This window comes from Sphingomonas sp. (assembly GCF_965248875.1).
Taxonomy (GTDB): Bacteria; Pseudomonadota; Alphaproteobacteria; order Sphingomonadales; family Sphingomonadaceae; genus Sphingomonas.
The window spans coordinates 424,966-448,608 of the sequence record NZ_CBDFKR010000003.1; the positions used below are offsets into that span (position 1 = coordinate 424,966).

A 23,643-nucleotide genomic window follows, 5' to 3' on the forward strand; every position below is an offset into this window, starting at 1 on the left:
TCCTTCCGCCGCGAACTTGGCAGCACCGTCACGGCGTCGCAAGATGCCCCAGCATCAGGGCCGCTGCGTCGAACTCGCGCCGCCGAGCCGCGCGCGCCTGTTGCGCGAGCGCATCCTCGCCCCACAATTCCACCTGCCAGTCCTCGTCGACATGCGCGGCGGTCCAGACCTGATCCGGGTTCAGCGCGCCCTCGACCAGCGCCAGCGCGAGGAGGAGCGAGCCGGTGATCGTCACGACCGGCGACAGTGCGGCGAGCGTGAACGGGTCGAACGCCGCGATCGCCTGGCCGAGCCGCTCCAGCGCTAGCGGCGGCTGTGCGCGATGCATGACGCCCGCGGTGACGGCGAGGTGGATATCCCAGCGGCGCTCGGCCCAGGCGATCACCGGATCCCAGGCAGCGGCCTGGCGCGCGGCGAGCTGGGGCGGGTCGGCGGCACGGTAGCAGAGGAGGTCGCTTTCGCCATAGCGCGCCAGCCCGACGGCAAAGGCGGAGCGGTCGGGCGCGATCCGGTCGATCGCGGCATTGGCGAGCCCGGTTAGCGGCATCGCGCGTGGATCGACGGTGTCGCCGCTATCCAGCCACTCGCGCGCCACCGCCGCTGCCAGCGCATCCGTCGGCAGGATCAGCGGTGCGCGGCTTGGGGTCCGCACCGGGCGGCCGTCGAGCGCGACGCTGCGCTCGGCCGTTACCGCCGCCGTTGTCCAGAACCGCTTCACTCGCTCCGCCAGCGATGAGCCAACGCGCGCGGCACCACCGCGATCAGATAGAGCGCGGCGAGGACGATCGCGATGCCGAGCGCCTTGACCGGCCAGTCGTGTGCGCGGCCGACCAGCACCAGCCCCAGCACCGCGCCCGCCGTCCCGGCGAGGCGGGTGGCGACGATCGCGAACCAGCGACCCCGTGCAGGGTCGGACGCGGGGCCGGGGGCTGGGTCCTGGGCGGGGTCCGGGGCGGGCATGACCGTCATATGGCGGCTGCGATCAGGAAGGCCAGTCCGCCATCGCACCCGCCAGCGCGTGATTGCCCTGCGCCTGCAGCCCTGCGATCACCCCCGCACGATCCTCCGCGTTCTTGTTCTGCGACAGCTTAGCGGTGCCGCGGATCGTCGTCACCTCGATCTCGAAGCCCTGGATGGCGCGGAGCATCGCGGCGATGGTCGCGGAATCGGCCTTGGCGCGGGTCCAGGGATGCGGGCGCGGCTCGTGCGCATCGGCAAGCGTGTCGAGCTGCTCGAGCAGCGCCGCCTCGGGCAGCGCGCGGGCAACGCCCTCGATCTCTATCGCTAGGTAGTTCCAGGTCGGCACCTGATTGCCCGGTCGCGCATACCAGTTGGGCGAAACGTACCCCTCCGGCGCGGCGAGGCTCGCCAGCACCGCCGCGCCGTCGAGATGCGGGTGGAGGCGGTTGGCGCGGGCTAGGTGGAAGCGCAGCCGCTCGCCATGACGCGTCAGCGGCGCGTGTGCGACCATCGACCCGGCCGGGGTGGCGACGAACAGGTGGGCGAAGGCGATCCGCGCAGCGTGGTCGAGCAAGGCCGCCGCATCAGGACGGAAGGCGGGGTTTGGGTGCATCAGCGCGTTCCCCGGCCGCGCCGCTCCCCCTTGCGGGCTTTGCGGATCGTCTTGGCGTGGGCCTTGGCGGCCTGCTTCTTGTCGGCGCGCGAGGGGGGGACATATTCGTCGAGCGGGAGCTGGTCGCCCAGCATCTGCTCGAAGCCGAGCCCCTTGAGGCTTTCCGCAAAATGGGTCGGCAGCTCGGCCTGGACGTCGATCTGGCCACCATCGGGATGATCGACGCGCAGGCGGCGCGCGTGAAGGTGCATCTTGCGGCTGATGCCGCCGGTCAGGAACGCCGCCTGCCCGCCATATTTGCCGTCGCCGACGATCGGGTGGCCGATCGCGGCCATGTGGACGCGGAGCTGGTGGGTGCGGCCGGTAAAGGGCTGCAGCTCGACCCATGCGGCGCGGTTGCCGGCGCGCTCGACGACGCGGTAGCGGCTTCGCGCGGTCTGACCGTTTTCCTCGTCCACCTGCATCTTCTCGCCGCCGGTGCCGGGCTGCTTGCCGATCGGCAACTCTACGGTGCCGTCGTCGATCGAGGGCACGCCGACGACCAGCGCCCAATAGACCTTTTTAGCGATGCGGCCGCTGAAAGTCTTGGCGAAGAACGCCGCCGCGCGGCTGGTGCGCGCCACGAGCAGCGCGCCCGACGTGTCTTTGTCGAGGCGGTGGACCAGCTTGGGGCGGCTTTCCCCTTCGGCGAAGGCGTCGAGCAGCGCGTCAACATGCTCGGTGGTCTTGGTGCCGCCCTGCGTCGCCAGGCCCGGGGGCTTGTTGAGCACCAGCGCTTGCGGGTCACGATGGATCACCATCTCGCTGGCGAAGGCGACCTGGTCGGGCGTGAGGGGGATGCGCTCGCGCTGCGGCTTGGCGGCCGGGCGGACGGGTTCCGGCGGCGGCACGCGCAGCTGCTGCCCCGCCTCGATCCGGTCGCCGGGCGTCGCGCGGGCGCCGTCGATGCGGAGCTGACCGGTACGCGCCCATTTCGCGACCGTGGTGAAGCTGGTGTCGGGCAGATGCCGCTTGAACCAGCGATCGAGGCGGATGCCATCGTCGTCGGGCGCGACGGTGAACTGGCGGACGGCTTCAGTCACGCGCCCGCCCTGACCAGCGCGAGGCCGGCGATCAGCGCCCCGATCGCGCCCGCAACGCTGACGGCGACATAGCCGGCAGCAAGGAGGAGCTGGCCGCGCTCGGCGAGGGTCACAGCGTCGAGCGAAAAGGCGGAGAAGGTGGTGAAGCCGCCGAGCACGCCGACACCGATGAACAGCCGCCAGCCCTCGCCGGCGTTGAGCCGCGCGAGGCTGCCCGCGAGCAGTCCCATCAGGAATCCGCCAACAATATTGATGCTCAATGTAGCGACGGGAAAGCCGCTCGCGGGCAGCGGCATCGCGCGCCCGGCCATATACCGCGCGCCGGCGCCGAGCGCGCCGCCGAGCATGACGAGGAGGAGGGGCATGGGAAGCCCGTTAGCCGTTCCCGCCGATGCCGTCACCCCAAGCGCGCGTCGCCTGCGTTCAGCTGAACGGGGCGGTTGCGCGGGCAACCCCGGATAACGGCTACAGGCCAGCCTGAATAATTACGTGCCCGCGTTGGTCAGCAGGTCGACGTCGCTTCCGCCGTCCTGGCGGGGCGTGACATAGACCACATATGCTGCGGAACCCTTGGTGCCGACCAGCACCTGCGTGCCATGGCCGGTGCGGTGTTCGACCGAATAGCCGGCAGTGGTGGCGCGGGTGTAATACCAGTCGATCATCTTGGCGGGCGCGGCGCCACTGGCGAAGGTGACCATACGCAGCGCACAGCGGCCGCTGGCATTGCCTGCCGCCTCGACAACCTGCGCGCCGGGGTAAAGCGGGAGATCGGCGGGAAGGCGGTTTGCCCAGGCCGCGGAATAACTAACTGATGCGCAGCCGCGCTGACCCTGGCTGGCGGCGAGCGCGCCGAGCGTATAGCTTTCAGCATGCGCGTCACATTGCGGACAGGGCTGTCGTGCCGCCGGTGCATGGCGCAGCGTGTGGGCGTTCACCGGGTCGGGGTGCGGCGGGTCGAGCGGAACGGCGCCCGAGTCGGGTCGCGGCGGCGGTCGAACGGCATTGCCATTGCTCGCCTGCGACAGGGTCGGATCAGCCATGATCGGCGCGGCGATCGCCTGGGCGACGGCCGGGTCCCGGGTGTTTTCCGGGCTCTGGGAGTTGGCGAGTTCACGGTCGAGCCGCTCTAGGTCGGTCTGACTATCCGGCGCGCGGCTGCAGGCCGCAAACGACAGGAGGAGCAGGGTGGATAACAGGTCCCGCGGCATGCCGGATGACTAGCGTGGCCGGGTAAAGCTTTGATGAGCAACGTCGGAAAGCTCGTCACTTCATGCTGTCAGAATAGCTGGCGGGTGTCCGTACGAAGAAGACCGCCGAAGCGGTCGAACGGGGCAGCTCGGCTGTCCGCCCCCCGTCGCGAGACCTGACGCGGCACTGATCCGTCAGGTCTCGCGAGAGCTTATTGGCAATGCCGGTTGTTGCCGGTGTTGCGCTCCACCGCGCGGCCGGCCAGCGCACCCAGCGCCGCGCCGCCCAGCGTGCCGACCGTGCGGTCGCCGCCGGTGTCGATCGTGCGCCCGACCAGCGCGCCCGCGACGCCACCGACGACGAGTCCGGTGGTGCCGTTCGACTTGCGGCAGTAGACGCGGCCGTCGCGCCCACGCCATTCGCGATACTGCGACCGTCGGGCGTCGGCGCCGGAGGCCGGCAACACCGCCACGGCGGGCAGGGCGACGGCAAAGGCGCCGAGGGTCAGGATGAACTTACGCATGTACGAAACTCCCGTATGAATTGATCTGGAAGCGTAACGTCCCCCGGCAGCCGCGGTTGCATGAACGGGAGACAACGACGCGGAGCCGCCGGTGCCCGTTAGTCTCGTCCAGTAGCAACCCTCATCAACTATCCACATTATCCACAGCCCGGGCGTTACATTCACGCTTGGCGCGACTCGCCAGGCGTGAGAACTTCCATGGGCAGGCGGAGGCGGACGCCCCCGGGTCACCCCGAGAGGAAGGTCGCAGAAGCAGGTGCTGCAAGACAATGCGGTTGACGGCATCTTCGGGTGCACGCGACAGAGCGGGTCAGGCAGCTGGGGATGCGACGAACGGCATCGGGCGCGCGACGCTTTCGAGCGGCGCTGCGACGAGATGGGAAGTGCATCGCCGACCGGGGCGGCAAGGCCGGGCAGGTTCGGGTTTACTCGAATGGGCAGGGCAGCGGCACCGGGGGTCGCTAAGGGCGGCAGGGACGCGACCGCGCAGGGACGCTCTTTCGGGAGTGGTCGGGCCGGGCGAAGGTCGGGCGGTCAGGAGCGGCTCGAAAGCGAGGTGCAGGCCGGGTTCCGCAAGGGTCCGGCCGGCCGAGCAGGCCGGTATGATCGGCGCGGACGAGCGACAAGGTTTCCTCGGAAGCCGAGTCGATCGATCAGCCGGGACGCCGACCAAGAGATCGAACAGGGCAGATGCCGTTCGCGGCTTCTCTCCATTCGGTTGCAGCCGGGAGGCGGATTGGCGGGACGGCGAGCGCAGGACGCAGGTCAGGCGCGGACAGGTCGGCGGATCAGCCCGACGGCAGCGCGAGGGGTCGGCGGCAACGCCGGCCCCTTTTTCGCGCAGCGCGCACGCGAAGAGCGCCAGCGCTGTTCACGACACGCGCTAGCGCGGCCGGCGGGACGGCGACGCCGAACCCGTCCGACTTCACGACGCGGCTGCGCCGCGCATCGCCGTTGCAGCGCGTCTCACCATCGCCCGGCGATGATCCATTTCCGTCCCGAGAGCGCGCCGATGCCGCCAGGGCCAGTCCACATGACCTAATGATCACAGCTCAGTGGTCCCATCGCAACCCCGACACATCGAACGTGAATTGCGGGTCACCCGCCTCGTACATCGTCGTCTCGACAATCAGATTCCGCGCTCGCTTGAGCTGCGCGATGAACCGCGTCGGATTGACGGCGAAGATCACTTCGCTGCTGCAGTCGGCTGCGCCATCGAACCGGATGCGCTGCGACGGTCCAGCATCGAATCGTACGGTGCCGCTGCACCCTTCGTAGGAGGGACACATCAATTGCCCGGAGCTGACCTCCAGCATGACATCACGGCCGTGCGGGCGCGATTGACGCACGATTAGCTTCACCGTCGTCTCGTTCTCGCCGGGCGGTTTCTGACGCACGCCATTGGTGCTGGTGGCTGGCGCGAAACGAGCAGGCTAATGGGACCGAGCGCTTCGTTCAGCGGTCGTACGTTCAGTCGGCCGGTAACCCGATCTCCACCAACGCTCCGCCTGTGTACCGCGTATCCGCGGTAACCTCCCGGCCGCAGAACGACGGCGCGACATAGGCCCGCATCGCCGCGTTGCTGTCGAACTCGGCTTCGGCAAGGATCAGCCCGGCCAACTCCCCCTCGAACCGGTCGACGGCCAGCGCGACGCCGGCGATGGGGCGCAGCGTGTGGCGCGTCTTGCGCAGGCGGCGGCCGGGGAGGACGGCGAGGCGGGCAAACTCCGCGTCGCTCAGATAGATGGAGGTGAGGAGGCGGGTGTCGGCGGTCACGTCCGCCTTGCGCCCCAGCCGCCGCTGCGGTGCACCGCCGCCCTGCGGCACGGCCTCGCGAAGACGCAGGCGGGTGCCGGTGACATAAAGGTCGGTGATCGCCGCCGCGCGTTCGACCAGGTCGAGCGGCACCGCGTCGCACAGCCAGCGGCGCTCGCGCTCGACAACGGCGTATTTGAGCTTGGGCCAGCCGTGCGCGGCCGCTGTGGCGGCGTCGATCTCCATGCCGTGCGGGTTGCGCGCGGCGCGGGGGTGTTGCAACCCGGCCGCCATGTTCCACCCCGCCGCTGCCCACGCGCTAGGCGCTGTCGCGCCGCAGGTCGTGCGCGGGCTGGCGCCGTGGGTCGATCTGGCGGGGCTGGCGGTGTTCGCCGCCTCCGGTGCGCTGGCGGCGGCAAAACGGGGGCAGACCTTCGTCACGCTCGCGTTCTTCGCGCTGGTGACGGGGGTGGGCGGCGGCACGGTGCGCGACCTGTTGATCGGCGCGCCGGTGTTCTGGGTCCATGACGCGCGGGCGGCGGCGGCGTGCCTGACGGTGGCGGCGGTGATCTGGGTGACGCCCGAGCGATGGTGGCGCGGGGCGGCGCTCGACTGGTTCGATGCGGTAGGGCTGGCGGCATATGCGGTGTTCGGCGCGGCCAAGGCGCTCGGCTATGGCGTGCCGCCGGTCCCCGCCGCGCTGATGGGCGTAGTGACGGCGTGCGTCGGCGGCATCATCCGCGACGTGCTGGCGGGTGAACCCTCGATCCTGATGCGGCCGGAGCTGTACGTGACGGCGGCGGCGCTGGCGGCGGGGCTGTATGTGGCGGGCGAGCGGCTGGGGGTGGAGCGGTCGGCCGCGGCGGGCGTGGCGGCGGCGGCGGGATTTGCGCTGCGCGCGGCGGCGATCCGCTGGCGGCTGGGGCTGCCGGCGTATCGCGGGCGGCGGTAAAGGGCATGCTTTCGCCCAATCTCGGCCGTTCGACCCCCCTCTCGCCGCATCCCAAAAGCAGACGTTTGGCGTACGTTTATCCCGGTAGCCTGTCGGGCGCGAGCACGGGCAGCTTCAGCCATTCTCGCTCAATAGGGTAGGTTTCCAATCGCATTTGCGAGGTGTGCGGACTTCCAACTGCTCCGGATGAAAGTTGCGCACCCGCCGAGCAGCAGCCTCCAACTGCGGTGCAAGCTCCTCCGGCTCAATGGTGGCGCTTCCGCACCACTTGCCGGTTGCATCAGTGAGGACGGCAGTGCGGATGCTACCGTTCAACCAGTGCTCGACGAGCAACTTGGCGTGCTCTACGATTACGCCTGCTTCCGCGTCCCAGAATTCATACGGGGCTGGGTTGTGAGTTTCCCAATATCCGAACGCTACGGTCAGCTCTTCATCGGCGGAGTACAGCACAATCGGCTCCACCTCGCTGTCGTCGACGTGCGTGATCGTCAGCAAGAGGTAGCCCGGCTCCCATCGGGTCCACTCACCCGTCTGGGCGATAGGCCAATCGCTAAGGGCTGCGTAGATTTGCTCAGACCATTCGTCGACGGGTCCCGCCATCTCGCTTGGATATGGCACTCCGGTTTCTGTCGCATCGGTCATGGGGCATCATCGTCGCAACGACGGCAGCTTTCCACCCCTCGCTGCTTGGAACCGGACAGACGGCATTCCACCATAAGCTGACATCCCCACGCTACCCCCGCACCAATCCTACCTCCACGAACGGCCGCGGCTCGGCGGGCGGGGTTGCCGGCTCGGCCAGCTCACACTGCCACAGGCCGACGTCGATCCAGCGGCCGCTCTTCCATCCCGCCTCGCGCAGCACGCCGGCGCGGCGGAAGCCGACCTGCTCGTGGAGTGCGATCGAGGCCGGATTGGGGAGCGCGATGCGGGCGATCGCCTGGGTGAAACCCTGCGCGCGGAGCGTGTCGATCAGCGCCTCGTAGAGAAGCCGCCCCGCGCCCTGCCGCTGCGCCGCGTCGGCAACATAGACGGTGGTCTCGACCGTCCAGCGATACGCCTCGCGGGTCGCAAAGGCGGTGGCGTAGGCATAGGCGAGCACGCCGCCCGTCGCCTCCCCCTGCGTCGCGACGAGCCACGGGTAGAGGCCCTCCGACCCGCTCATCCGCGTGCGCATCGTCCGCGCGTCCGGCGCCTCCGTCTCGAACGAGGCGGTGCCGACCAGCACATGCGGGGCATAGATCGCGGCGATCGCGGCGGCGTCGTCGGGGCGGGCCGGGCGCAGCGCGATCATGCGTCGTGTCCGATCACAGGCCGAGCCGCGCCAGCAGCAGGTCGCGCAGGTGCGCCTCGGCGGGTGCTGGGGTAGTCGCGCCCAGTCCGCCGCATTCGAGGCATCGCGCCTGGACCGAGCCGCCGGTCGCGAGCCGCCGCACGTCGCCCAAAGCGCGGGCGAGCAGGCCGCGCTGCGCCGCCGCGGCATGGGCGAAGACATCGCCGCCAGTCTGCTCCCCCGCCTGCTCTTCGTCATCGCGATTGAGCCCGGCGACGAACTGCGCCCACCAGCCGGGCTTCTTTTCCAGATACACCGCGTGCCAGCCGTCGCCCGCAACCCCCGCCCGGCGCGCAGCTTCCGCCAGCGCGTCCTGCAGCGTGCCGAAGCGGTCGACCAGCCCGAGCTGATGCGCGGTGCCGCCGTCCCAGACGCGGCCCTGGCCGATCTCGTCGACGCGCGCCGTCGTCATGTGACGGGATGCGGCGACGCGGGAAATGAACTGGCGGTAGCCGTTCTCGATCCCCGCCTGCAGCACCGCGTCGAGCTGCGACGTCGTGCCCCGGTAGAGGTCTGGCTGCCCCGACAGCGGCGTAGTGCGCACCCCGTCGGCGGTGATGCCGATCTTCGCGAGCGCGTTCTCGAACGTCGGCAGGATGCCGAAGATGCCGATCGAGCCGGTGATCGTGTTGGGTTCCGCGAAAATCGTGTCGCCCGGCGTCGACACCCAATAGCCGCCCGAGGCGGCGAGGCCGCCCATCGACACGACGACCGGCAGCCCTTTGCGTTTGGCTTCCAGGATGGCGAGCCGGATCTGTTCGGAAGCGAGAACCGAGCCGCCGGGCGAATCGACGCGGACGACCAGCGCCTTAAGCCGGTTGTGCGCCAGTCCGTCGAGCAGCGCGCGCGAGATCGTCTCGCCGCCGGCGCTGCCCGGCCCTGCCTTGCCGTCGACGATGTCGCCTGCGATCGTCAGCACGCCGATCGCGTCGCCGCCGGTCGGCAACGGGTGCGCAGCAATCCAGTCGCGATAGGCGATCGTCCGGTAATTGCCCGCGGGCTTACTGTCATCGGACCCGGCGAGCTGGGCGACCCGGCGGCCGAACGCGGTGCGGTCGCCGAGATGATCGACGATCCCGGCATGGAGGTCGGCGTCAGCGATTGAGCCGTTGGCGGCCTGCACGGTCGTGTCGGGCGCGGTCAGGAAGCCCGCGAGCTGCGCGCGGGGGCGGGCGGCGTGGACGGCCTCCTGCCATTGCGTGAACAACGTCCCGTAGAGCGCCTCGCCGGCGGCGCGCGCGTCAGGCGACTGATCGGCGCGGATATAGGGCTCGACGAAGCTCTTGTAGCGGCCGACGCGATAGACATGGACGTCGACGCCCAGCCGGTCGATCAGCCCCTTGTAGTAGAGCTGCGACCCGCCGGGGCCGGTGAACAGCGTGCCGCCGAGCGGATGGACCCAGATCTCGCTCGCGTTGCTGGCGAGGCGATAGCCCGCATCGGTATAGGCGGTGGCGTAGGCGAGGACCGGCTTGCCGCCGTCGCGGGCGCGTTTCAACGCTGCACCGACCTCGGCGATCGCGGCCGGATAGCCGCCGCCAAAGCTGTCGAGGTCGAGGACGATCGCCTTGACCCGCCCGTCGGTTCGCGCCGCGTCGATCGCGCGCAGCACGTCGCGCAGGCGGTATTCGCGCGGGTTGCCGCCGCCCTGCAGCGAGGCGAGGCCCGCGGGCTCGCTCGGCTGCTCGACCAGCGCGCCGTCGAGGCGGAGCACCAGCGCGCCGTCGCCGATCGCCTTGCCACCGGGGCGGGCGGACAGCGCCGCGAACAGCGCGCCGAAGAACAGCAGCATGGCGACGAGCACCAGCCCGTCCTTGATCGCGACGAGCAGCTTCCAGGCGGCCTTGACGAGCTTCACGGGGGCGGTCTCCTTTGTACGGAGGGCTTAGCCGGTCGATTTCACCCCGTGCAATCTGCTTTCGTTCGTCAACCCGTTCATGCGCCGGGATCGATCTCTCCTCGGGCCTGTCCCTCGCGGCGAGATCGATGCCGGGACAAGCGCGGCATAACGAATTAGGGAGTGCTCATGCGTCTCCGCCTGCTCGCCCCACTCTTCGCGCTGTTCGCCGCCGCCTCGCCTGCGCCGCAGGACCATTCGGTTCTCCTGCGCCCCGCCCAGGTCTTCGACGGCGAGGCGCTGCACCCTGGCTGGCAGGTGCTCGTCACCGGCGAGCGGATCGTCGCCGCCGGGCCGGCGATCGCTACGCCCGCAGGAGCGGAGACGATCGACCTCCCGGGGCAGACGCTGATGCCCGGACTGATCGACGCGCACGTCCACCTGTTCCTTCATCCGTATAACGAGACGAGCTGGAACGAGCAGGTGCTGCACGAGCCGCTGGCGCTGCGTACCGCGCGCGCGGTGGCGGCGGCGCGCGCGACGCTGATGGCGGGGTTCACCACGGTGCGCGACCTCGGCACGGAGGGGGCGGGGGACGCCGACCAGGGGCTGAAGCTCGCGATCGAGCGCGGGATCGTGCCCGGCCCGCGGCTGCTCAGCGCCAACCGTGCGATCGTCGCGACCGGAGCCTATGGCCCGAAGGGCTACGCCTTTCCGGTGCCGCAGGGCGCGGAGGAGGCGTCGGGCGAGGAGGTGACGCGCGTCGCCCGGCGGCAGATGGGCGAGGGCGCCGACGTCGTGAAACTCTACGCCGACTATCACTGGCAGGGGAACGCCCGCGCGACCCCGACTTTCACGATCGCGGAAATGCGCGGCGCGGTCGAGGCGGCGCATGACGCCGGCCGGACCGCGGCGGCGCACGCCGCCACCGCCGAAGGAATGCGACGCGCAGCGGAGGCCGGGGTCGACACGATCGAGCATGGCGACGAAGGCACACCGGCGGTCTTCGCGCTGATGAAGGCGCGGGGCGTCTTCTACTGCCCGACGCTGGCGGCGACCGACGCGATCAGCCGCTATGCCGGGTGGAACGGCCAGGCGCCCGAGCCGGCGCGGATCGCGGCCAAGCGCGCGAGCTTTGCGGCGGCGCTGCGCTCGGGGGTGCGGCTGTGCGCGGGCGGCGACACCGGCGTTTTCGCGCATGGCGACAACGCGCGCGAGGAAGAGCGGATGGTCGCCTGGGGCATGACCCCGCTCGCGGTGCTGACGGTCGCGACCAGCGGCAACGCGCGGGCGCTGCACATGGACGACCGCGTCGGGCGGGTGCGTGCGGGAATGCTCGCGGACCTGGTGGCGGTGACCGGCGACCCGACGCGCGACATCGGCGCGTTGCGGCGCGTTACGCTGGTGATGAAGGGAGGGGTGCGGGTACGATAGCGCCGTCACAAATCCGCAACCCGATTGTCACCGTGGAGTCTCCGAACCGGCACGGGAGTGTCACACCCCGCGCCTAGCGCGCCGGGCAAGGCCGCGGGGAGCTTCCCGAGTCGGCCTGACACGATCGGGGACTATCTTCATGCTGACGCCCGCCCGCCTGCGCGGCTCCTTTGTCTCGGCCGCCGCACTGGCCGCAGCACTCGCCTCACCTGCCTTCGCGCAAAGCACCTCGGGCACCACCGCGCCCGGCGCGACCGCCGCGACCGTGCCCGCCGACGCCGGCGTCCCGACCCCGAACGCCGCCAGCGATGCTGCGCAGTCCGACTCGCAGCAGGTGGCCGCGCCGGCCCCGCAGCAGGGCATCCAGGACGTCGTCGTCACCGCCACCCGGCGCGAGACCAACCTGCAGCGCACCCCGGTTGCGATCTCGGTCGTCAACGACGTCGCGCTGCGTGACCGCCACGTCCAGAGCCTGTACGATCTGGCCGACGGCGGCGTGCCGTCGCTGCGCGTCGCGACCTTCGAGGCGCGCCAGTCGGCGCTGACCGTCGGCATTCGCGGCATCGTCCCGCTCGACGCCAATCAACCGGCGCGCGAGCAGGGCGTCGGCATTTATGTCGACGGCATCTACCTGGGCCGTCAGCACGGCCTTAACGCCGCGCTGTTCGACGTCGAGCGGATCGAGGTGCTGAAGGGCCCGCAGGGCACGCTGTTCGGCCGCAATACGGAGGGCGGCGCGCTCAATATCGTTACCCGCGCGCCGACCGGCGAAGCGGGTGGCCGCGCGACCGGCGGCGTCTCCAACTATGGCGGTTACAATGCCGACATCCATCTCGACCTGCCGGAAGCCTATGGCTTCGCGTTCAAGTTCGACGGGGTCGTCCAGCACCAGAACGCCACGACCAAGGACCCGCTCGCGGGGCAGGTCGGCTGGAACTACTACAACCGTCGCGGTGGCCGCGTCGCGGTACGGTGGCAGCCACTGGAGGGGCTGACCAACGTCTTTTCCTACGACAATGGCTATGACGCCAACACGCCGTTCTACAGCCAGCTGCTGAATTATAACCCGAACGGCTGTGTCGCCGGCGCATCGCCGGCCTCATCGGCCAGCAACCGCGAGGGCGCCTGCTACCTGCCGGGCACGAATTACACGACGCTGACGGGTACGGTGAAGCCGCTGCTGCCGGGCGTGGTGGTGAACGGGTCGTCGCGCCAGACGGTCGCCGACATCGGCGTACCGCAGCAGGTGAGCGTCGATAAGACGCATGGGTTCACCAACATCCTGCGCTACCACATCTCACCCGAGATCGAGCTGCGCTCTTTCACCTCTTGGCGAGGCGTCAACGCCAGCCAGTGGGACAATTCGGGCGGCGCGCACCGCGTTCCAGTCGTGGCGCCGGGCTGTGTCGGCGTCGGCAACGTCGGGGGCAATGGGTGCAATTTCAGCCGGTACAGTCTCGCCGACCTGCACCAGAACCAGTTCAGCCAAGAGTTGCAGGCCGTTGGCACAGTTAATACGGTCGATTACGTCGCGGGCCTGTATTATTTCATCGAGAACGTCCGTGATGATGCGGCGACTCCGAACTCGAATGCTATTTCAGGCTACACCACGGCGGGGCAGACGACCGGCTACAGCTATGTGGTGGTCGACCCATGCACCGGGTCGGCCGGGGTCGGCTCGACCTATGGCTGCCGCTCGATCGACCGCGCTTCCGAGGTTCGTTCGCGTAGCTATGCGGCCTATGGCCAGCTGACCTGGAACACGACGGACGCACTGCATCTGACGGTGGGCGGCCGCTATACGCATGACCGCAAACAGGGACAGCTCGTCATCTCCCGCAACATCGTCTATGTGGACACGCCGTTCGCTCGGTCGATCTATAACACCTCGCTGCCGTTCGTCGTGAACACCGCCGCGGCGACGGCCAACGGTTACCAGCCGCTGAACCAGACCTACAACCGGTTCAGCCCGACGGCGACCGTGGCATATGATTTCAGCAACACCATCCACGGCTATGCCAAATATGCGCGTGGTTATCGCGCTGGCGGCGCCAGCTCGCGCACGTCCAATTACCAGCCGTTCGGTCCGGAGGACGTCAACAGCTACGAGGTCGGGCTGAAGACCGACCTGCTCGATCATCGCGTTCGCTTCAACCTGGCGGGCTATGTGATGGACCGCAAGAACAGTCAGGTCGACATCAGCTCGATCCAGGTGACCGCGACCGGCAGCTTCAACAACCTGGTCACGATCAACGCGCAGGGCACCACCCGGATCAGGGGTCTGGAAGCGGACCTGACGATCAATCCGGTCGAGAACCTTACCCTGAACGCATCCTATGCCTACACCTACACCAAGCTGCCGCTGGTGCCGATCACCTATACGGCCGGCGGGCTGTCGACGACGGTGCAGCAGCAATTCTACATCGTCTTCACGCCGCGCAACGCGGCGTCAGGGTCGATCGACTATGCGATCCCGTTCGGCGGCGGCGATGCGGCGCTCCGCTTCCACGCGGATGCCAATTATGCCCAGTCGACCCAGGCCTTTGATCAGTTCGCGACGCACAACGACGCATCGTTCCTGGTCAACGGCCGCGTGTCGCTGGCCGGCATTTCGGTCGGCGGATCGCAGCAGGTGACGTTCAGCGTCTGGGCGCGCAACCTGCTCGACGAGCAGCACGTGTTCCGCCGCGATCCGTCGAACAGCCTGCCGGGCGCGCCGACCACCAGCGTCACGACGGGCAGCGTCAACAACATCCTGGGCGACTATGGCAACTTCAACGCACCGCGCACCTATGGGGCGGAGGTCAGCGTCAAGTTCTAGGAGCAAGCGGACTGTACCGGCGCGCAGCCGGCGCAGCCCATCGCTCACGCCCAGGGCTTTTCCCGAAACCACTTGGTGATCACGTATTTCACCCCGCTGCGCACCTTCATCCCCTGATGGAGCGTGGCGGGGTTGAGTGTGCCGTCGGGGCGCCGGTTGTTCCAGCACACCAGCTTCCCCGTCTCGGGTTGAATGATCTTGTCCGCCGCCTTGAACCGGGTCGCGCCGCCCGCGTCGGGTTTGTTCAGATACACCATCACCGTCCAGGTGCGGTTGCCCGCCACGGAGCAGTACCGGTCATAGTCGGCGCCCGACGGTTCGAAATAGTCGGTGTGACCCTTGAACTCCTGCCCGACGGCGTAGCGCTGGCCCTGGAGCGGCTCGCCATGCGCGGCATCCAGCCCGGTAAAGACGGCGATCCTTTGCTCGACCTCCCGCACCGCCGGGTCAGCGTCGGCGAGGTCGCCGGTCTCGCTGGTCCGATAGTTGGCATCGCCGTTGCCGTCGGCGATGGTGGAGGGACGGCGCACCGCATCGATCAGCGCGACGATCCGGGTGCACAGGTCCGGCGGCAGGAACCCGCGCGCGACGAACAGCGTCAGCTTGGGACTGGGCAGCTTCTGCACCCGCGGTTGGGCGAGAATGCGTGCGACAATCGCTTCCGATGGGTGGCCGCAGCCTAGCGGCGGGGGCGGGGGATCGGTCATCGCTCGTCCTTGGTCATCACGTTCACGCCCTCACCATGAGGGGTGCGTGCCGGTCAATTCGCCGCAAGCTGCGGACCGATCGCGGCAACAAGGGCTTGCTAACCCGTTGGCGCTATGGGCAAGGATGGCAAATGCGACTGACCTTGGACGGGCGCGCGCGCCGGCTGCTCGGGCGCCTGCCTGCCGTCACCATCTATTCGGGGCTCGAGCTGCTGCTGCTCGGCGGTCTGGCGCTGCAGGTGGCGCGGCTGATCTGGACGATCGCGACCCCGGTCGGGCCGCTCGGCGACTGGCGTCCGGCGGCGCCGGCGGTGTCCGGGGTGGCCGCCGATACGCTCGCCTCGTTCGATCCATTCTTCAGGCTGAGCGGCAGCGATACCGGCCCGGCGACGGTGACGTCGTTGCAGCTGACCCTGTTCGGCACCCGCATGGACGAGGCGCAGGGCGGCGGCTCGGCGATCGTCGCCGGTCCCGACGGGGTGCAGCGCTCGGTTGCGGTGGGCGAGGAGGTCGCGCCGGGCGTCAGGCTCAAGGCGGTTGCCTTCGACCATGTCACGCTCGACCGCGGCGGCGCGGCCGAAGATCTGTTCATCGACCAGTCGCGCGGCGGCCAGGCAGGAAGCCAGACCGGGGGCCAGGCGACGCCGGTGGTCGTGCCGGTGGCAGGAGGCGCGCCGGCGGGAATGCCGCCAGGGGCCGGAGCGCCGTTGCCCGGCGTGCCGGTAGCGCAGTTGCGCAACGAGATCGGCTTCATTCCGCGGATCGACGGCGGCCGGCTGAGCGGGCTGGTGGTACGCGCGCAGGGATCGGGCACGGTATTCCGCCAAGCGGGGCTGCGTGAGGGCGATGTCGTGACGTCGATCGGCGGCCGCCCGGTGCAGGGGCCTGACGACCTCGACCGGATCGCGGCGGACTTCCGCGGCGGCGGCAACATTCCGGTCCAGGTCGAGCGCGGGACGCAGACGCTGTCGCTCGCCCTCACCGTGGCGCCGACCCGGTGAGGGGCTGGCTCGTTCCCCTTGCGATCGTCGCGGCCGCCGCGCCGCTCGCCGCGCAGACGACGCTAAACGTCCGCGACGCGGACATGCGCGCCTTCATCGCCGACGCGGCGCGGGTGACGGGGCGGGTCATGGTGATCGACAACCGCGTGACCGGCAAGGTGACGGTGGTCACCGACCGCCCGCTAAGCCGATCCGAGTATTTCGAGGTGTTCCTGTCGACGCTGCGCGCCAACAACCTGATCGCGGTGCCGATCGCCAACGGGGCTCTGCGCATCCAGCCGATCGATAACGCCGCGCAGCAGCCGGGGCGGATCGGGGTCAACGGCGCGAACCGCAACAGCTTCGTGACCGAGATCATCCGCCTGCGCACCGTCGACGCGCAGTCGGCGCTGGACACGGTGCGGCCGCTGGTCAGCCAGCAGGGATCGGTCAGCGCCAACCGGGCTGGCAACAGCCTGGTGGTGGTCGACTTCGCCGACAATATCCGCCGGGTGCGCGAGGTGCTGCGGCGGCTCGACACCGATGCGGCGACGACGCGGGTAATCGCGCTCCATAACGCCAGCGCGCGCGAGGTGGCGGCGGCGCTGCAGGCGCTGAGCGGCTCCGGCCAGTCAGGCGGCGGCGGCCTGACCCCGGGTGCGGGCGTGTCGATCGTTGCGGTCGAGGGGTCCAACTCGGTCGCGCTGCGTGGTGACGCAGGCACCGTGGCGCGGCTGGGGGGGGTGGCGGAACAGCTCGACACGCAGGCGCGCAACGGCACCCAGATCAAGGTCGTGTTCCTGGAGAACGCCGACGCCGAGCAGCTGTTGCCGGTCCTCCAGCAGCTGGTCGGCCAGGCGCCCGAACAGCCAACGACACAGTCGCTGGCGCGCGCCAATTTCGGCTCGACCAGCTCCGGGACAGGCACAAGCAACAGCACCGGCCCGGTTTCCACGCCCGCGCCGACCCCGACGCCCGTGCCCTCGACCGGGAGCGGCGGCACCGGGCAGGCGGCGATCACGACTCAGGGCGGGCGCAGCGCGTCGGTCGTCACCCGCTTCGCCGGCGCCAATGCAATCGTCATCGCCGCGCCGGCCGAGATCCAGCGCCAGCTGGCTGACGTCATCCGCCAGCTCGACACGCGGCGCGCGCAGGTGCTGGTCGAGGCGATCGTCGCGGAGGTGTCCGACTCGACGGTCAACCGGCTCGGCGCGCAGTTCCTGCTCGGCAACACCAGCGGTGGCGCGTTCGCGGCGTCGACCTTCTCCAACTCGGCGCCCAACATCCTGCAGATCGCGGGCGCGATCGGCGCGCGGCAGCTGGCGACCACGACGACCACCGTCAACGGCACGACGACGGTGACCCAGACCAACAACACCGTCAGCGACAGCCTTGCGCAGTCGGCGATCAACTCGATCATCGGCTCGTCGGGGGGGTTCGGCGGCTTCGGCGGGCAGATCGGCAACACGATCTTCGGCGCGATCATCAACGCGGTGAAGAGCGACACGACGTCGAACCTGTTGCAGGTGCCGCATATTGTCACGCTCGACAATCAGGAGGCGCACAGCCTGGTCGGGCAGGAGGTGCCGATCACCACCGGCCAGGCGCTGTCGTCGAACTTCGACAACGCCTTTCGCACCACGCAGCGCGAGAATGTCGGCATCGGCCTCGACGTCCGGCCGCAGGTCAATTCGTCGGGCACGGTGAAGCTGACGCTGCACCTTCAGGTCAGCTCGATCGCGGGACCGGTCAGCAACGACAATTCAGACCTGATCCTCAACAAACGCGAGGTCGAGACGACGTTGACGCTGGACGACGGCGCGATCGGGGTGATCGGCGGATTGTTGTCGGACGAGGAGCGCCGCACGCTGGAGCGCATCCCGGTGCTGGGCGACATTCCGATCGTCGGTAATCTGTTCCGGTCGCGGGCGCGGACGCGGGCCAAGACCAACCTGATGATCTTCATCCGCCCGACCATCCTGCGCACCGAGGGGGACACACGCGCTTTGGCGGAGCGGCGCTACGGCTATCTGCGCGTCCAGGAGGGCGAACAGCGGCCGGGCGAGGAGCCGACGATCGATCAGCTGGTGCGGGACTATTTCGGCGCTGCGCCGCCGCTGCCGAGCGCGCCCGCGGCGGGCAGCATCGACGATCCGCGCGTCGCGGTGCCGGTGCAGCCAGCGGTCCCGGGAGCTAGAAGGTGAGTGTCTCTGCTCTCCCCTCTCCGTCAGGGGAGGGGCTGTATGGCTTGCCAACGCTCACGCTACCCTATCTTTTCGCGCGCAAGTTCGGCGTCTGCATCGCGCCCACGGCCGCCGACGGTCATCTCACCGTGGCGTTGCGCGAGGCGGCCGACCCGAAGGCGCTGATCGAGGTACGTCGCGCGTTGGGGCGACCGTTCGACATCGAGGTCGTCAGCCCGGCCGCGTTCGACCGGTTGCTGTCCGACACCTACGCCATGGACGGGCAGGCGACAGCGATGGCGGCCGTGGGCATGGGCGACGAACTCGATAGCCTCGCGGAGGGGCTGCCGACGGCGGAAGACCTGCTCGACACCGCCGATGACGCGCCAGCGATCCGGCTGATCAACGGCATCATCGCCGATGCGGCGCGCAATGGCGTCAGCGACATCCATATCGAGCCCTATGACACCGGCCTTGTCATCCGCATGCGGATCGACGGCGTCCTGCGCGAAACGCTGCGCATGCCGCCGCACGTCGCCCCCGTGGTGGTCAGCCGGGTCAAGGTAATGGCGCGGCTAGACATCGCCGAGCGGCGCGTGCCGCAGGACGGGCGGATGGGGCTGACGCTGGGCGGCAAGCTGCTCGACGTGCGCGTCTCGACGCTGCCGTCGCGCGCGGGCGAGCGCGTGGTGCTGCGCATCCTCGACAAGGACAATGCCGGGATCGACCTGGACGCGATCGGCATGACGCCGGGGATGAACAAGCTGCTCCGCGACGTGCTGACCGAGCCAAACGGCATCGTGCTGGTCACCGGCCCGACCGGCAGCGGCAAGACCACGACGCTCTACGCGGCGCTGCGCCTGTTGAACGACGGCGCGCGCAATATCCTGACGGTCGAGGATCCGGTCGAATATGCGATGGACGGCATCGGGCAGACGCAGGTCAATCCGAAGGTCGGACTGACCTTCGCCGCCGGGCTGCGCGCGATCCTGCGCCAGGACCCGGACACGGTAATGGTCGGCGAGATCCGCGACCGCGAGACCGCCGAGATCGCGGTGCAGGCGTCGCTGACCGGGCATCTGGTGCTGTCGACCGTCCACACCAACGACGCGGCGGGCGCGATCACGCGAATGCGCGACATGCGGGTCGAGCCGTTCCTGCTCGCCTCGACGCTGCGTGCGGTAGTGGCGCAGCGGCTGGTGCGGCGGCTGTGCCCGGTCTGCAAGCGGCCGGTGCGGGCGGGCGACACCCCGGCGGCGCTGCTCGGGATCGCGGCGGACGCGCAGGTATGGGAGCCGGTCGGCTGCCCGCAATGCAACGGGTCGGGGTACAAGGGACGGCTGGGCGTGTTCGAGGCGATCCGGGTCGACGAGACGATCCGCCGCCTGATCAACGAAGGCGGCGACGAAGGGGCGATCGGTGCCCACGCGTTCGCGAAGGGCGGCCGGTTGCAGGACGCGGCGCGGGCGCTGGTGGAACAGGGGCTGACCACGCCGGAGGAGGCGGTGCGGGTGAGCCGGCGGGATGCGGTGGATGTGGACGAGCCGATCGATGCCTGAGCTCCTCCCCGGCACGGGGAGGGGGACCGCCGCGCGCAGCGCGGTGGTGGAGGGGGCCCTGCCACGAGCAATACGCAGGAGGAGAGCCCCCTCCGTCACGCGCTACGCGCGCGCCACCTCCCCGCGAGCGGGGAGGAGCTAGTGGACTTCGACTATCTCGCGATCGACACGCGTGGGGCGGAGAAGCGCGGGCATGTCGCGGCCGTGTCGCTCGACGCGGCGCGCGCGCGGCTCGACCGGCAGCGGCTGTATGTCGTGCGACTGGAGCCGGGGAACGCACCGGCGGCGTCGGCGCGGCCCGCGCTGTTCGGGCTGACGCTCGGACGGCCGCGGATGCGCGCGAAGCAGCTGACGCTGTTCACCCGTCAGCTAGCGACGCTCAACCGCGTCTCGCCGCTGGAGGAGTCGCTGCGGACGATCACGCGCCAGACCGAGCAGGAGGGCGTGCGCCAGGTGGTCGAGACCGTCCATGCCGGTGTAGTCGAGGGCCGCCGCCTCGCCGACGCGATGGCGCGCGAGCCGAAGAGTTTCCCGTCTCTTTACCGCGCGATGGTGTCGGCCGGCGAGAGTTCGGGATCGCTGCCGACGATCCTTGACCGGCTCGCGGCGCTGCTGGAGCGGCAGGCGGAGATCAGGGGCAAGCTCGTCACCGCGCTCGCCTATCCCGCGATCTTGGCCATCGTCGCGCTGGGGGTGGTCACGGCGCTGATGATCTTCGTCGTGCCGCAGGTGGTGGAGCAGTTCGATACGGTCGGGCAGCAGCTGCCCTTCCTGACCCGCGCCGTGATGGGCGTTTCGGCATTTCTGGTCAGCTGGTGGTGGCTGGTGCTCCTGGTTGCGGGGCTGATCGGCGTCGGGGTGTGGCAGGCGCTGCGCAACCCGGCAATCCGGCTGCGGTTCGACACGCGGCTGCTCAGGCTGCCGCTGCTCGGCCGGCTGCTCCGCGACCTGCATGCGGCGCGGATGAGCCGGACGCTGTCGACGATGGTCGCGAGCCGGCTGCCGTTGCTGGAGGGGCTGACGCTGACCGCATCGACGATCCACAACCGGCGGCTGCGCGCGGCGTCAGACGAGATTGCGGACAGCATCCGGTCGGGTGGCAGCCTGTCAGCGGCAATGCGGCGGACCGGCGTGTTCCCGCCGCTGCTCACCTATCTGGCGGCGTCGGGCGAGGCGGCGGGGCGGCTGGACGAGATGCTGGAGCGCGCGGCGGATTATCTGGAGCGTGAGTTCGACCGCTTCACCGCCACCGCGCTGTCGCTGCTGGAGCCCGCGATCATCGTCGTGATGGGCGGCGTCGTGGCGACGATCGTGCTATCGATCCTGTTGCCGATCCTGCAGCTGAACACGCTGGCAGGACAATGAGGTGAGTATGCGTCCTGAACAAAAGAAGAAGCGCCGCCGCGACGACGGGTTCATGCCCCTCAGGCGTCCGGCCGAACACGGCTTCACGCTGGTCGAGTTGATGGTCGTCATCGTCATCATCGGCATCCTTGCCACCATCGTCGTCATCAACGTCCTGCCCTCGGGCGAGAAGGCGCGCGTGACCAAGGCGAGGGCCGACATCCAGACCATCGAGGGCGCGCTGCAGCTATACCAGCTGCAGATCGGCAGCTTTCCCTCGACTGCCCAGGGTTTGCAGTCGCTCCGCACCGCGCCGCAAGGCGTCGACGCCAGCCGCTATCAGCCCGGTGGCTACCTCCGGCGGCTGGAGAACGACCCGTGGGGCCGGCCCTATCTTTACGCCTCGCCGGGACAGCATGGTGAGACCGACGTCTGGACCTATGGCCGCGACGGCAAGGAAGGCGGCGAGGGTGCGGACGCCGATATCGGTAATTGGGACCCGAGTGGCCACTCTTGACCCTATCGCGCGGCGCGCCGCGGCCCCGAGGGGACAACGCGGCTTTACGCTCGCGGAATTGATGGTGACGATCACCGTCATCGCGCTGATGAGCGCGGCGGTGCTGTGGGCGCTGCCGCCGCGCGGCGGGCGGGGTGGCGGACGAGGCGCTGCGCTTCGCCGCGCGGGCGCGAGCGGCGCGCGACCAGGCGGTGATCGGCGCGGCGCCGGTCAGCTTGTGGGTGACGGCGGGCGGCTATGGCTTCGACCGCCGGGAGGCGGGGCACTGGGCGCCGTCGAGCGACAGCGCACTCCGGGTTGAGCGCTGGTCCGACGGCACGCGCGCCGATCCGGGCAGTGTCGACGGGCGCGGGCGGGTGCGGGTGATCTTCGATCCGACCGGTCTCCCCGATCGCGCCGCCGACGTCAGATTGCAGCGGGCGGGACGGGCGATGCTGGTCCGCATCGGCGCGGACGGAAGCGTGCGCGCCGATGCGCAGTGAACACCCTGGCGCGCAGGGCTTTATGTCTTGGCGGCGTTCCGCCGAGCACGGCTTCACGCTGCTGGAGGTGCTGGTCGCGCTGGCGGTGTTCAGCCTTGCCGCACTGGCGCTGATCCGGCTCGAATCGGCAAGCGTGCGCGGAGTGGCGGTGCTTGACCGGACGCTGTTGGGCAACGCTGTCGCGCGCAATGTCGCGATCGAGGCGGTGACCGGCGCTCGCGCCCCGACGCTCGGCCGCAGCGACGGGGTGGAGGTGAATGGCGGCCAGCCGTGGCGCTGGACGCGCGAGGTCGTGCCGACCGGCGACGCGCGCATCCTCCGCATCGAGGTCGCCGTCGCGGCGTCGACCGGACAGGTGGTCGGCCGCGCGACGATGGTGCGGCCGCCGGATCGAGAGGCAGGGCGGTGAACGCGTCCACCGCCGTCACCGCCCACGCTCCCGGGGGAGGTGGACCGCTCGCGCAGCGAGGGGGGGAGGGGACATCTCCGCGAACGGATCGCTCGTGGAAAGCCCCCCTCCGTCACGCGCTTTGCGCGCGCGACCTTCCCAGCAAAGCGGGGGAGATGAGGGCTTCACGCTCGTCGAGGTCATGGTCGCGCTGCTCGTGTTCGGGATCATCGCCGCGGCGGGGGTGGCGCTGCTGTCGTTCAGCGTGCGGGCGCAGGGGATCACCGGCAGGAAGCTCGACGACCTGTCCGCGCTGCAGCGGACGCTGTCGATCATGGCCGCCGACCTGGCGCAGGCGCGCGACCGGCCGGTGCGCGACGAGGGCGGCGCGCTGCTGCCCGCGTTTGCCGGCGAGAGCGGCGCGGGCGGGGAGCCGGTGCTGCGGCTGGTCCGCGGCGGCTGGACCAATCTCGACGCCGCCGCCCGCGCCGACGCGCAGAAGGTCGCCTACCAGCTCGCGGGCCACAGCTTTCAGCGCGTTGCGTGGCCGCGGCTTGACGGCGCCGCGCCGCTTCCCGCCGCATCGCTGATCGACGGGGTCGCGGCGGTCCGGCTGCGCTACCGCTACAAGGGCGCGTGGAGCAACCGCTGGACCGGTGCGGACGGCGTACCGCTCCCCGACGCTATCGAGCTGCGCGTTCGGCGCGACACCGGGGTCGAATATCGCCAGCTCTTCCTGGTCGGCGCGGGCTACGCGCCGCCGATCTCACAATCGACGGGTGCTGGCTATGCGTCGCCGCCGCCCCCGCAGGTGACCGGTGCGACCGGCTGAGCCCACGCCTGCGACCGAACGCGGCGCGGCGCTGCTGACGGTGCTGCTGCTCGTCGCGGTGATCGCCGTCATCGCTGCGCAGTCGCTGGAGCGGCTGCGGCTGGCGACGCGGCTGGCGGGCAATGCCGGCGCGATCGGGCAGGCGGAGAGCTT

At 69.9% G+C, this 23,643-nt stretch carries 24 protein-coding genes and 1 pseudogene; 12 read left to right on the forward strand and 13 right to left on the reverse strand.

The genetic code is table 11. From position 1 onward, the window contains the following. Positions 1-28 precede the first annotated feature (28 nt). From ACP2AD_RS02440 to ACP2AD_RS02480, 9 genes are all read right to left on the reverse strand, one after another. On the reverse strand, positions 29-718 hold the full coding sequence (locus tag ACP2AD_RS02440; protein WP_425228481.1) for an ATP12 family chaperone protein: 690 nt from the start codon (positions 716-718) through the stop codon (positions 29-31). Further along, on the reverse strand, positions 715-960 hold the full coding sequence (locus ACP2AD_RS02445; RefSeq protein WP_425228482.1) for a hypothetical protein: 246 nt from the start codon (positions 958-960) through the stop codon (positions 715-717). The genes ACP2AD_RS02440 and ACP2AD_RS02445 overlap by 4 nt, the downstream gene beginning before the upstream one ends. A gap of 22 nt (positions 961-982) precedes the next feature. Then, positions 983-1,573: an FMN-binding negative transcriptional regulator gene (locus ACP2AD_RS02450; RefSeq protein WP_425228483.1), complete on the reverse strand. Its 591-nt coding sequence runs from the start codon at positions 1,571-1,573 to the stop codon at positions 983-985. Further along, positions 1,573-2,655, reverse strand: coding sequence for an RluA family pseudouridine synthase (locus ACP2AD_RS02455; protein WP_425228484.1), 1,083 nt, complete (start codon positions 2,653-2,655; stop codon positions 1,573-1,575). Before ACP2AD_RS02455 ends, ACP2AD_RS02450 begins: the two co-directional genes overlap by 1 nt. After that, on the reverse strand, positions 2,652-3,020 hold the full coding sequence (crcB, locus tag ACP2AD_RS02460; protein WP_425228485.1) for a fluoride efflux transporter CrcB: 369 nt from the start codon (positions 3,018-3,020) through the stop codon (positions 2,652-2,654). Before crcB ends, ACP2AD_RS02455 begins: the two co-directional genes overlap by 4 nt. Positions 3,021-3,140: 120 nt before the next feature. Further along, positions 3,141-3,863: a hypothetical protein gene (locus tag ACP2AD_RS02465; protein WP_425228486.1), complete on the reverse strand. Its 723-nt coding sequence runs from the start codon at positions 3,861-3,863 to the stop codon at positions 3,141-3,143. A gap of 191 nt (positions 3,864-4,054) precedes the next feature. Next, on the reverse strand, positions 4,055-4,366 hold the full coding sequence (locus ACP2AD_RS02470; protein ID WP_425228487.1) for a glycine zipper 2TM domain-containing protein: 312 nt from the start codon (positions 4,364-4,366) through the stop codon (positions 4,055-4,057). Positions 4,367-5,418: 1,052 nt separating this feature from the next. Next, positions 5,419-5,682, reverse strand: coding sequence for a hypothetical protein (locus ACP2AD_RS02475; RefSeq protein ID WP_425228488.1), 264 nt, complete (start codon positions 5,680-5,682; stop codon positions 5,419-5,421). A 154-nt stretch (positions 5,683-5,836) separates the two neighbouring features. Continuing rightward, the gene (locus tag ACP2AD_RS02480; protein ID WP_425228489.1) at positions 5,837-6,415 is read right to left on the reverse strand and encodes a hypothetical protein; all 579 of its coding nucleotides are present in this window, start codon (positions 6,413-6,415) and stop codon (positions 5,837-5,839) included. On the opposite strand from ACP2AD_RS02480, the gene ACP2AD_RS02485 reads away from it, so the two are divergent. Further along, the gene (locus ACP2AD_RS02485) at positions 6,414-7,073 is read left to right on the forward strand and encodes a trimeric intracellular cation channel family protein (RefSeq protein ID WP_425228490.1); all 660 of its coding nucleotides are present in this window, start codon (positions 6,414-6,416) and stop codon (positions 7,071-7,073) included. The genes ACP2AD_RS02480 and ACP2AD_RS02485 overlap by 2 nt on opposite strands. A 114-nt stretch (positions 7,074-7,187) precedes the next feature. Here ACP2AD_RS02485 and ACP2AD_RS02490 read toward each other — a convergent pair whose 3' ends face one another. The 3 genes from ACP2AD_RS02490 to sppA form a co-directional block, all read right to left on the reverse strand. Then, entirely contained in the window at positions 7,188-7,715 is a 528-nt protein-coding gene (locus ACP2AD_RS02490) for a hypothetical protein (protein WP_425228491.1), read from the reverse strand. Between the two features lie 91 nt (positions 7,716-7,806). Next, positions 7,807-8,367: an N-acetyltransferase family protein gene (locus tag ACP2AD_RS02495; RefSeq protein WP_425228492.1), complete on the reverse strand. Its 561-nt coding sequence runs from the start codon at positions 8,365-8,367 to the stop codon at positions 7,807-7,809. A gap of 13 nt (positions 8,368-8,380) precedes the next feature. Further along, positions 8,381-10,264 (reverse strand): signal peptide peptidase SppA, encoded by a 1,884-nt coding sequence (gene sppA, locus ACP2AD_RS02500; RefSeq protein ID WP_425228493.1) that lies wholly within the window; start codon positions 10,262-10,264, stop codon positions 8,381-8,383. Positions 10,265-10,432: 168 nt separating this feature from the next. Between sppA and ACP2AD_RS02505 the strand changes: the two genes are divergently transcribed. Further along, complete coding sequence (locus ACP2AD_RS02505) at positions 10,433-11,677, forward strand: amidohydrolase family protein (protein WP_425228494.1); 1,245 nt, start codon at positions 10,433-10,435, stop codon at positions 11,675-11,677. Between the two features lie 139 nt (positions 11,678-11,816). Further along, entirely contained in the window at positions 11,817-14,498 is a 2,682-nt protein-coding gene (locus tag ACP2AD_RS02510) for a TonB-dependent receptor (protein WP_425228495.1), read from the forward strand. A 44-nt stretch (positions 14,499-14,542) separates the two neighbouring features. On the opposite strand, the gene ACP2AD_RS02515 is transcribed toward ACP2AD_RS02510, so the two are convergent. Continuing rightward, a complete protein-coding gene (locus tag ACP2AD_RS02515; protein ID WP_425228496.1) occupies positions 14,543-15,205 on the reverse strand; it encodes a prolyl hydroxylase family protein in 663 nt (220 codons plus the stop codon). A gap of 131 nt (positions 15,206-15,336) precedes the next feature. Between ACP2AD_RS02515 and ACP2AD_RS02520 the strand changes: the two genes are divergently transcribed. The 9 genes and pseudogenes from ACP2AD_RS02520 to ACP2AD_RS02560 form a co-directional block, all read left to right on the forward strand. Beyond that, positions 15,337-16,206: a type II secretion system protein N gene (locus ACP2AD_RS02520; protein WP_425228497.1), complete on the forward strand. Its 870-nt coding sequence runs from the start codon at positions 15,337-15,339 to the stop codon at positions 16,204-16,206. After that, complete coding sequence (gene gspD / locus ACP2AD_RS02525) at positions 16,203-18,389, forward strand: type II secretion system secretin GspD (protein WP_425228498.1); 2,187 nt, start codon at positions 16,203-16,205, stop codon at positions 18,387-18,389. Before ACP2AD_RS02520 ends, gspD begins: the two co-directional genes overlap by 4 nt. 44 nt (positions 18,390-18,433) lie before the next feature. Further along, the gene (gene gspE, locus ACP2AD_RS02530) at positions 18,434-19,927 is read left to right on the forward strand and encodes a type II secretion system ATPase GspE (protein ID WP_425228499.1); all 1,494 of its coding nucleotides are present in this window, start codon (positions 18,434-18,436) and stop codon (positions 19,925-19,927) included. Between the two features lie 141 nt (positions 19,928-20,068). Then, the gene (gene gspF, locus ACP2AD_RS02535) at positions 20,069-21,292 is read left to right on the forward strand and encodes a type II secretion system inner membrane protein GspF (RefSeq protein WP_425228500.1); all 1,224 of its coding nucleotides are present in this window, start codon (positions 20,069-20,071) and stop codon (positions 21,290-21,292) included. A gap of 7 nt (positions 21,293-21,299) precedes the next feature. Then, on the forward strand, positions 21,300-21,788 hold the full coding sequence (gene gspG / locus ACP2AD_RS02540; RefSeq protein ID WP_425228501.1) for a type II secretion system major pseudopilin GspG: 489 nt from the start codon (positions 21,300-21,302) through the stop codon (positions 21,786-21,788). 134 nt (positions 21,789-21,922) lie between these two features. Continuing rightward, complete coding sequence (locus ACP2AD_RS02545) at positions 21,923-22,270, forward strand: GspH/FimT family pseudopilin (protein ID WP_425228502.1); 348 nt, start codon at positions 21,923-21,925, stop codon at positions 22,268-22,270. Then, entirely contained in the window at positions 22,260-22,679 is a 420-nt protein-coding gene (gene gspI / locus ACP2AD_RS02550; protein WP_425228503.1) for a type II secretion system minor pseudopilin GspI, read from the forward strand. Before ACP2AD_RS02545 ends, gspI begins: the two co-directional genes overlap by 11 nt. Before the next feature lie 94 nt (positions 22,680-22,773). Further along, the gene (gene gspJ, locus ACP2AD_RS02555; RefSeq protein ID WP_425228504.1) at positions 22,774-23,490 is read left to right on the forward strand and encodes a type II secretion system minor pseudopilin GspJ; all 717 of its coding nucleotides are present in this window, start codon (positions 22,774-22,776) and stop codon (positions 23,488-23,490) included. Beyond that, a pseudogene (locus ACP2AD_RS02560) lies at positions 23,477-23,643 on the forward strand (type II secretion system minor pseudopilin GspK); the annotation flags it as partial. The gene gspJ and the pseudogene ACP2AD_RS02560, both read left to right, overlap by 14 nt.

Coding starts and splice junctions, on each gene's coding strand:
- ACP2AD_RS02520 (WP_425228497.1), top strand. CDS start 15,337: ATGCGACTGACCTTGGACGGGCGCGCGCGCCGGCTGCTCGGGCGCCTG.
- gspG (WP_425228501.1), top strand. CDS start 21,300: ATGCGTCCTGAACAAAAGAAGAAGCGCCGCCGCGACGACGGGTTCATG.
- ACP2AD_RS02465 (WP_425228486.1), bottom strand. CDS start 3,863: ATGCCGCGGGACCTGTTATCCACCCTGCTCCTCCTGTCGTTTGCGGCC.
- ACP2AD_RS02445 (WP_425228482.1), bottom strand. CDS start 960: ATGCCCGCCCCGGACCCCGCCCAGGACCCAGCCCCCGGCCCCGCGTCC.
- ACP2AD_RS02490 (WP_425228491.1), bottom strand. CDS start 7,715: ATGACCGATGCGACAGAAACCGGAGTGCCATATCCAAGCGAGATGGCG.
- ACP2AD_RS02475 (WP_425228488.1), bottom strand. CDS start 5,682: ATGCTGGAGGTCAGCTCCGGGCAATTGATGTGTCCCTCCTACGAAGGG.
- ACP2AD_RS02485 (WP_425228490.1), top strand. CDS start 6,414: ATGTTCCACCCCGCCGCTGCCCACGCGCTAGGCGCTGTCGCGCCGCAG.
- ACP2AD_RS02450 (WP_425228483.1), bottom strand. CDS start 1,573: ATGCACCCAAACCCCGCCTTCCGTCCTGATGCGGCGGCCTTGCTCGAC.
- ACP2AD_RS02515 (WP_425228496.1), bottom strand. CDS start 15,205: ATGACCGATCCCCCGCCCCCGCCGCTAGGCTGCGGCCACCCATCGGAA.
- crcB (WP_425228485.1), bottom strand. CDS start 3,020: ATGCCCCTCCTCCTCGTCATGCTCGGCGGCGCGCTCGGCGCCGGCGCG.
- ACP2AD_RS02495 (WP_425228492.1), bottom strand. CDS start 8,367: ATGATCGCGCTGCGCCCGGCCCGCCCCGACGACGCCGCCGCGATCGCC.
- ACP2AD_RS02510 (WP_425228495.1), top strand. CDS start 11,817: ATGCTGACGCCCGCCCGCCTGCGCGGCTCCTTTGTCTCGGCCGCCGCA.
- gspI (WP_425228503.1), top strand. CDS start 22,260: ATGCGCAGTGAACACCCTGGCGCGCAGGGCTTTATGTCTTGGCGGCGT.
- ACP2AD_RS02470 (WP_425228487.1), bottom strand. CDS start 4,366: ATGCGTAAGTTCATCCTGACCCTCGGCGCCTTTGCCGTCGCCCTGCCC.
- ACP2AD_RS02480 (WP_425228489.1), bottom strand. CDS start 6,415: ATGGCGGCCGGGTTGCAACACCCCCGCGCCGCGCGCAACCCGCACGGC.
- ACP2AD_RS02505 (WP_425228494.1), top strand. CDS start 10,433: ATGCGTCTCCGCCTGCTCGCCCCACTCTTCGCGCTGTTCGCCGCCGCC.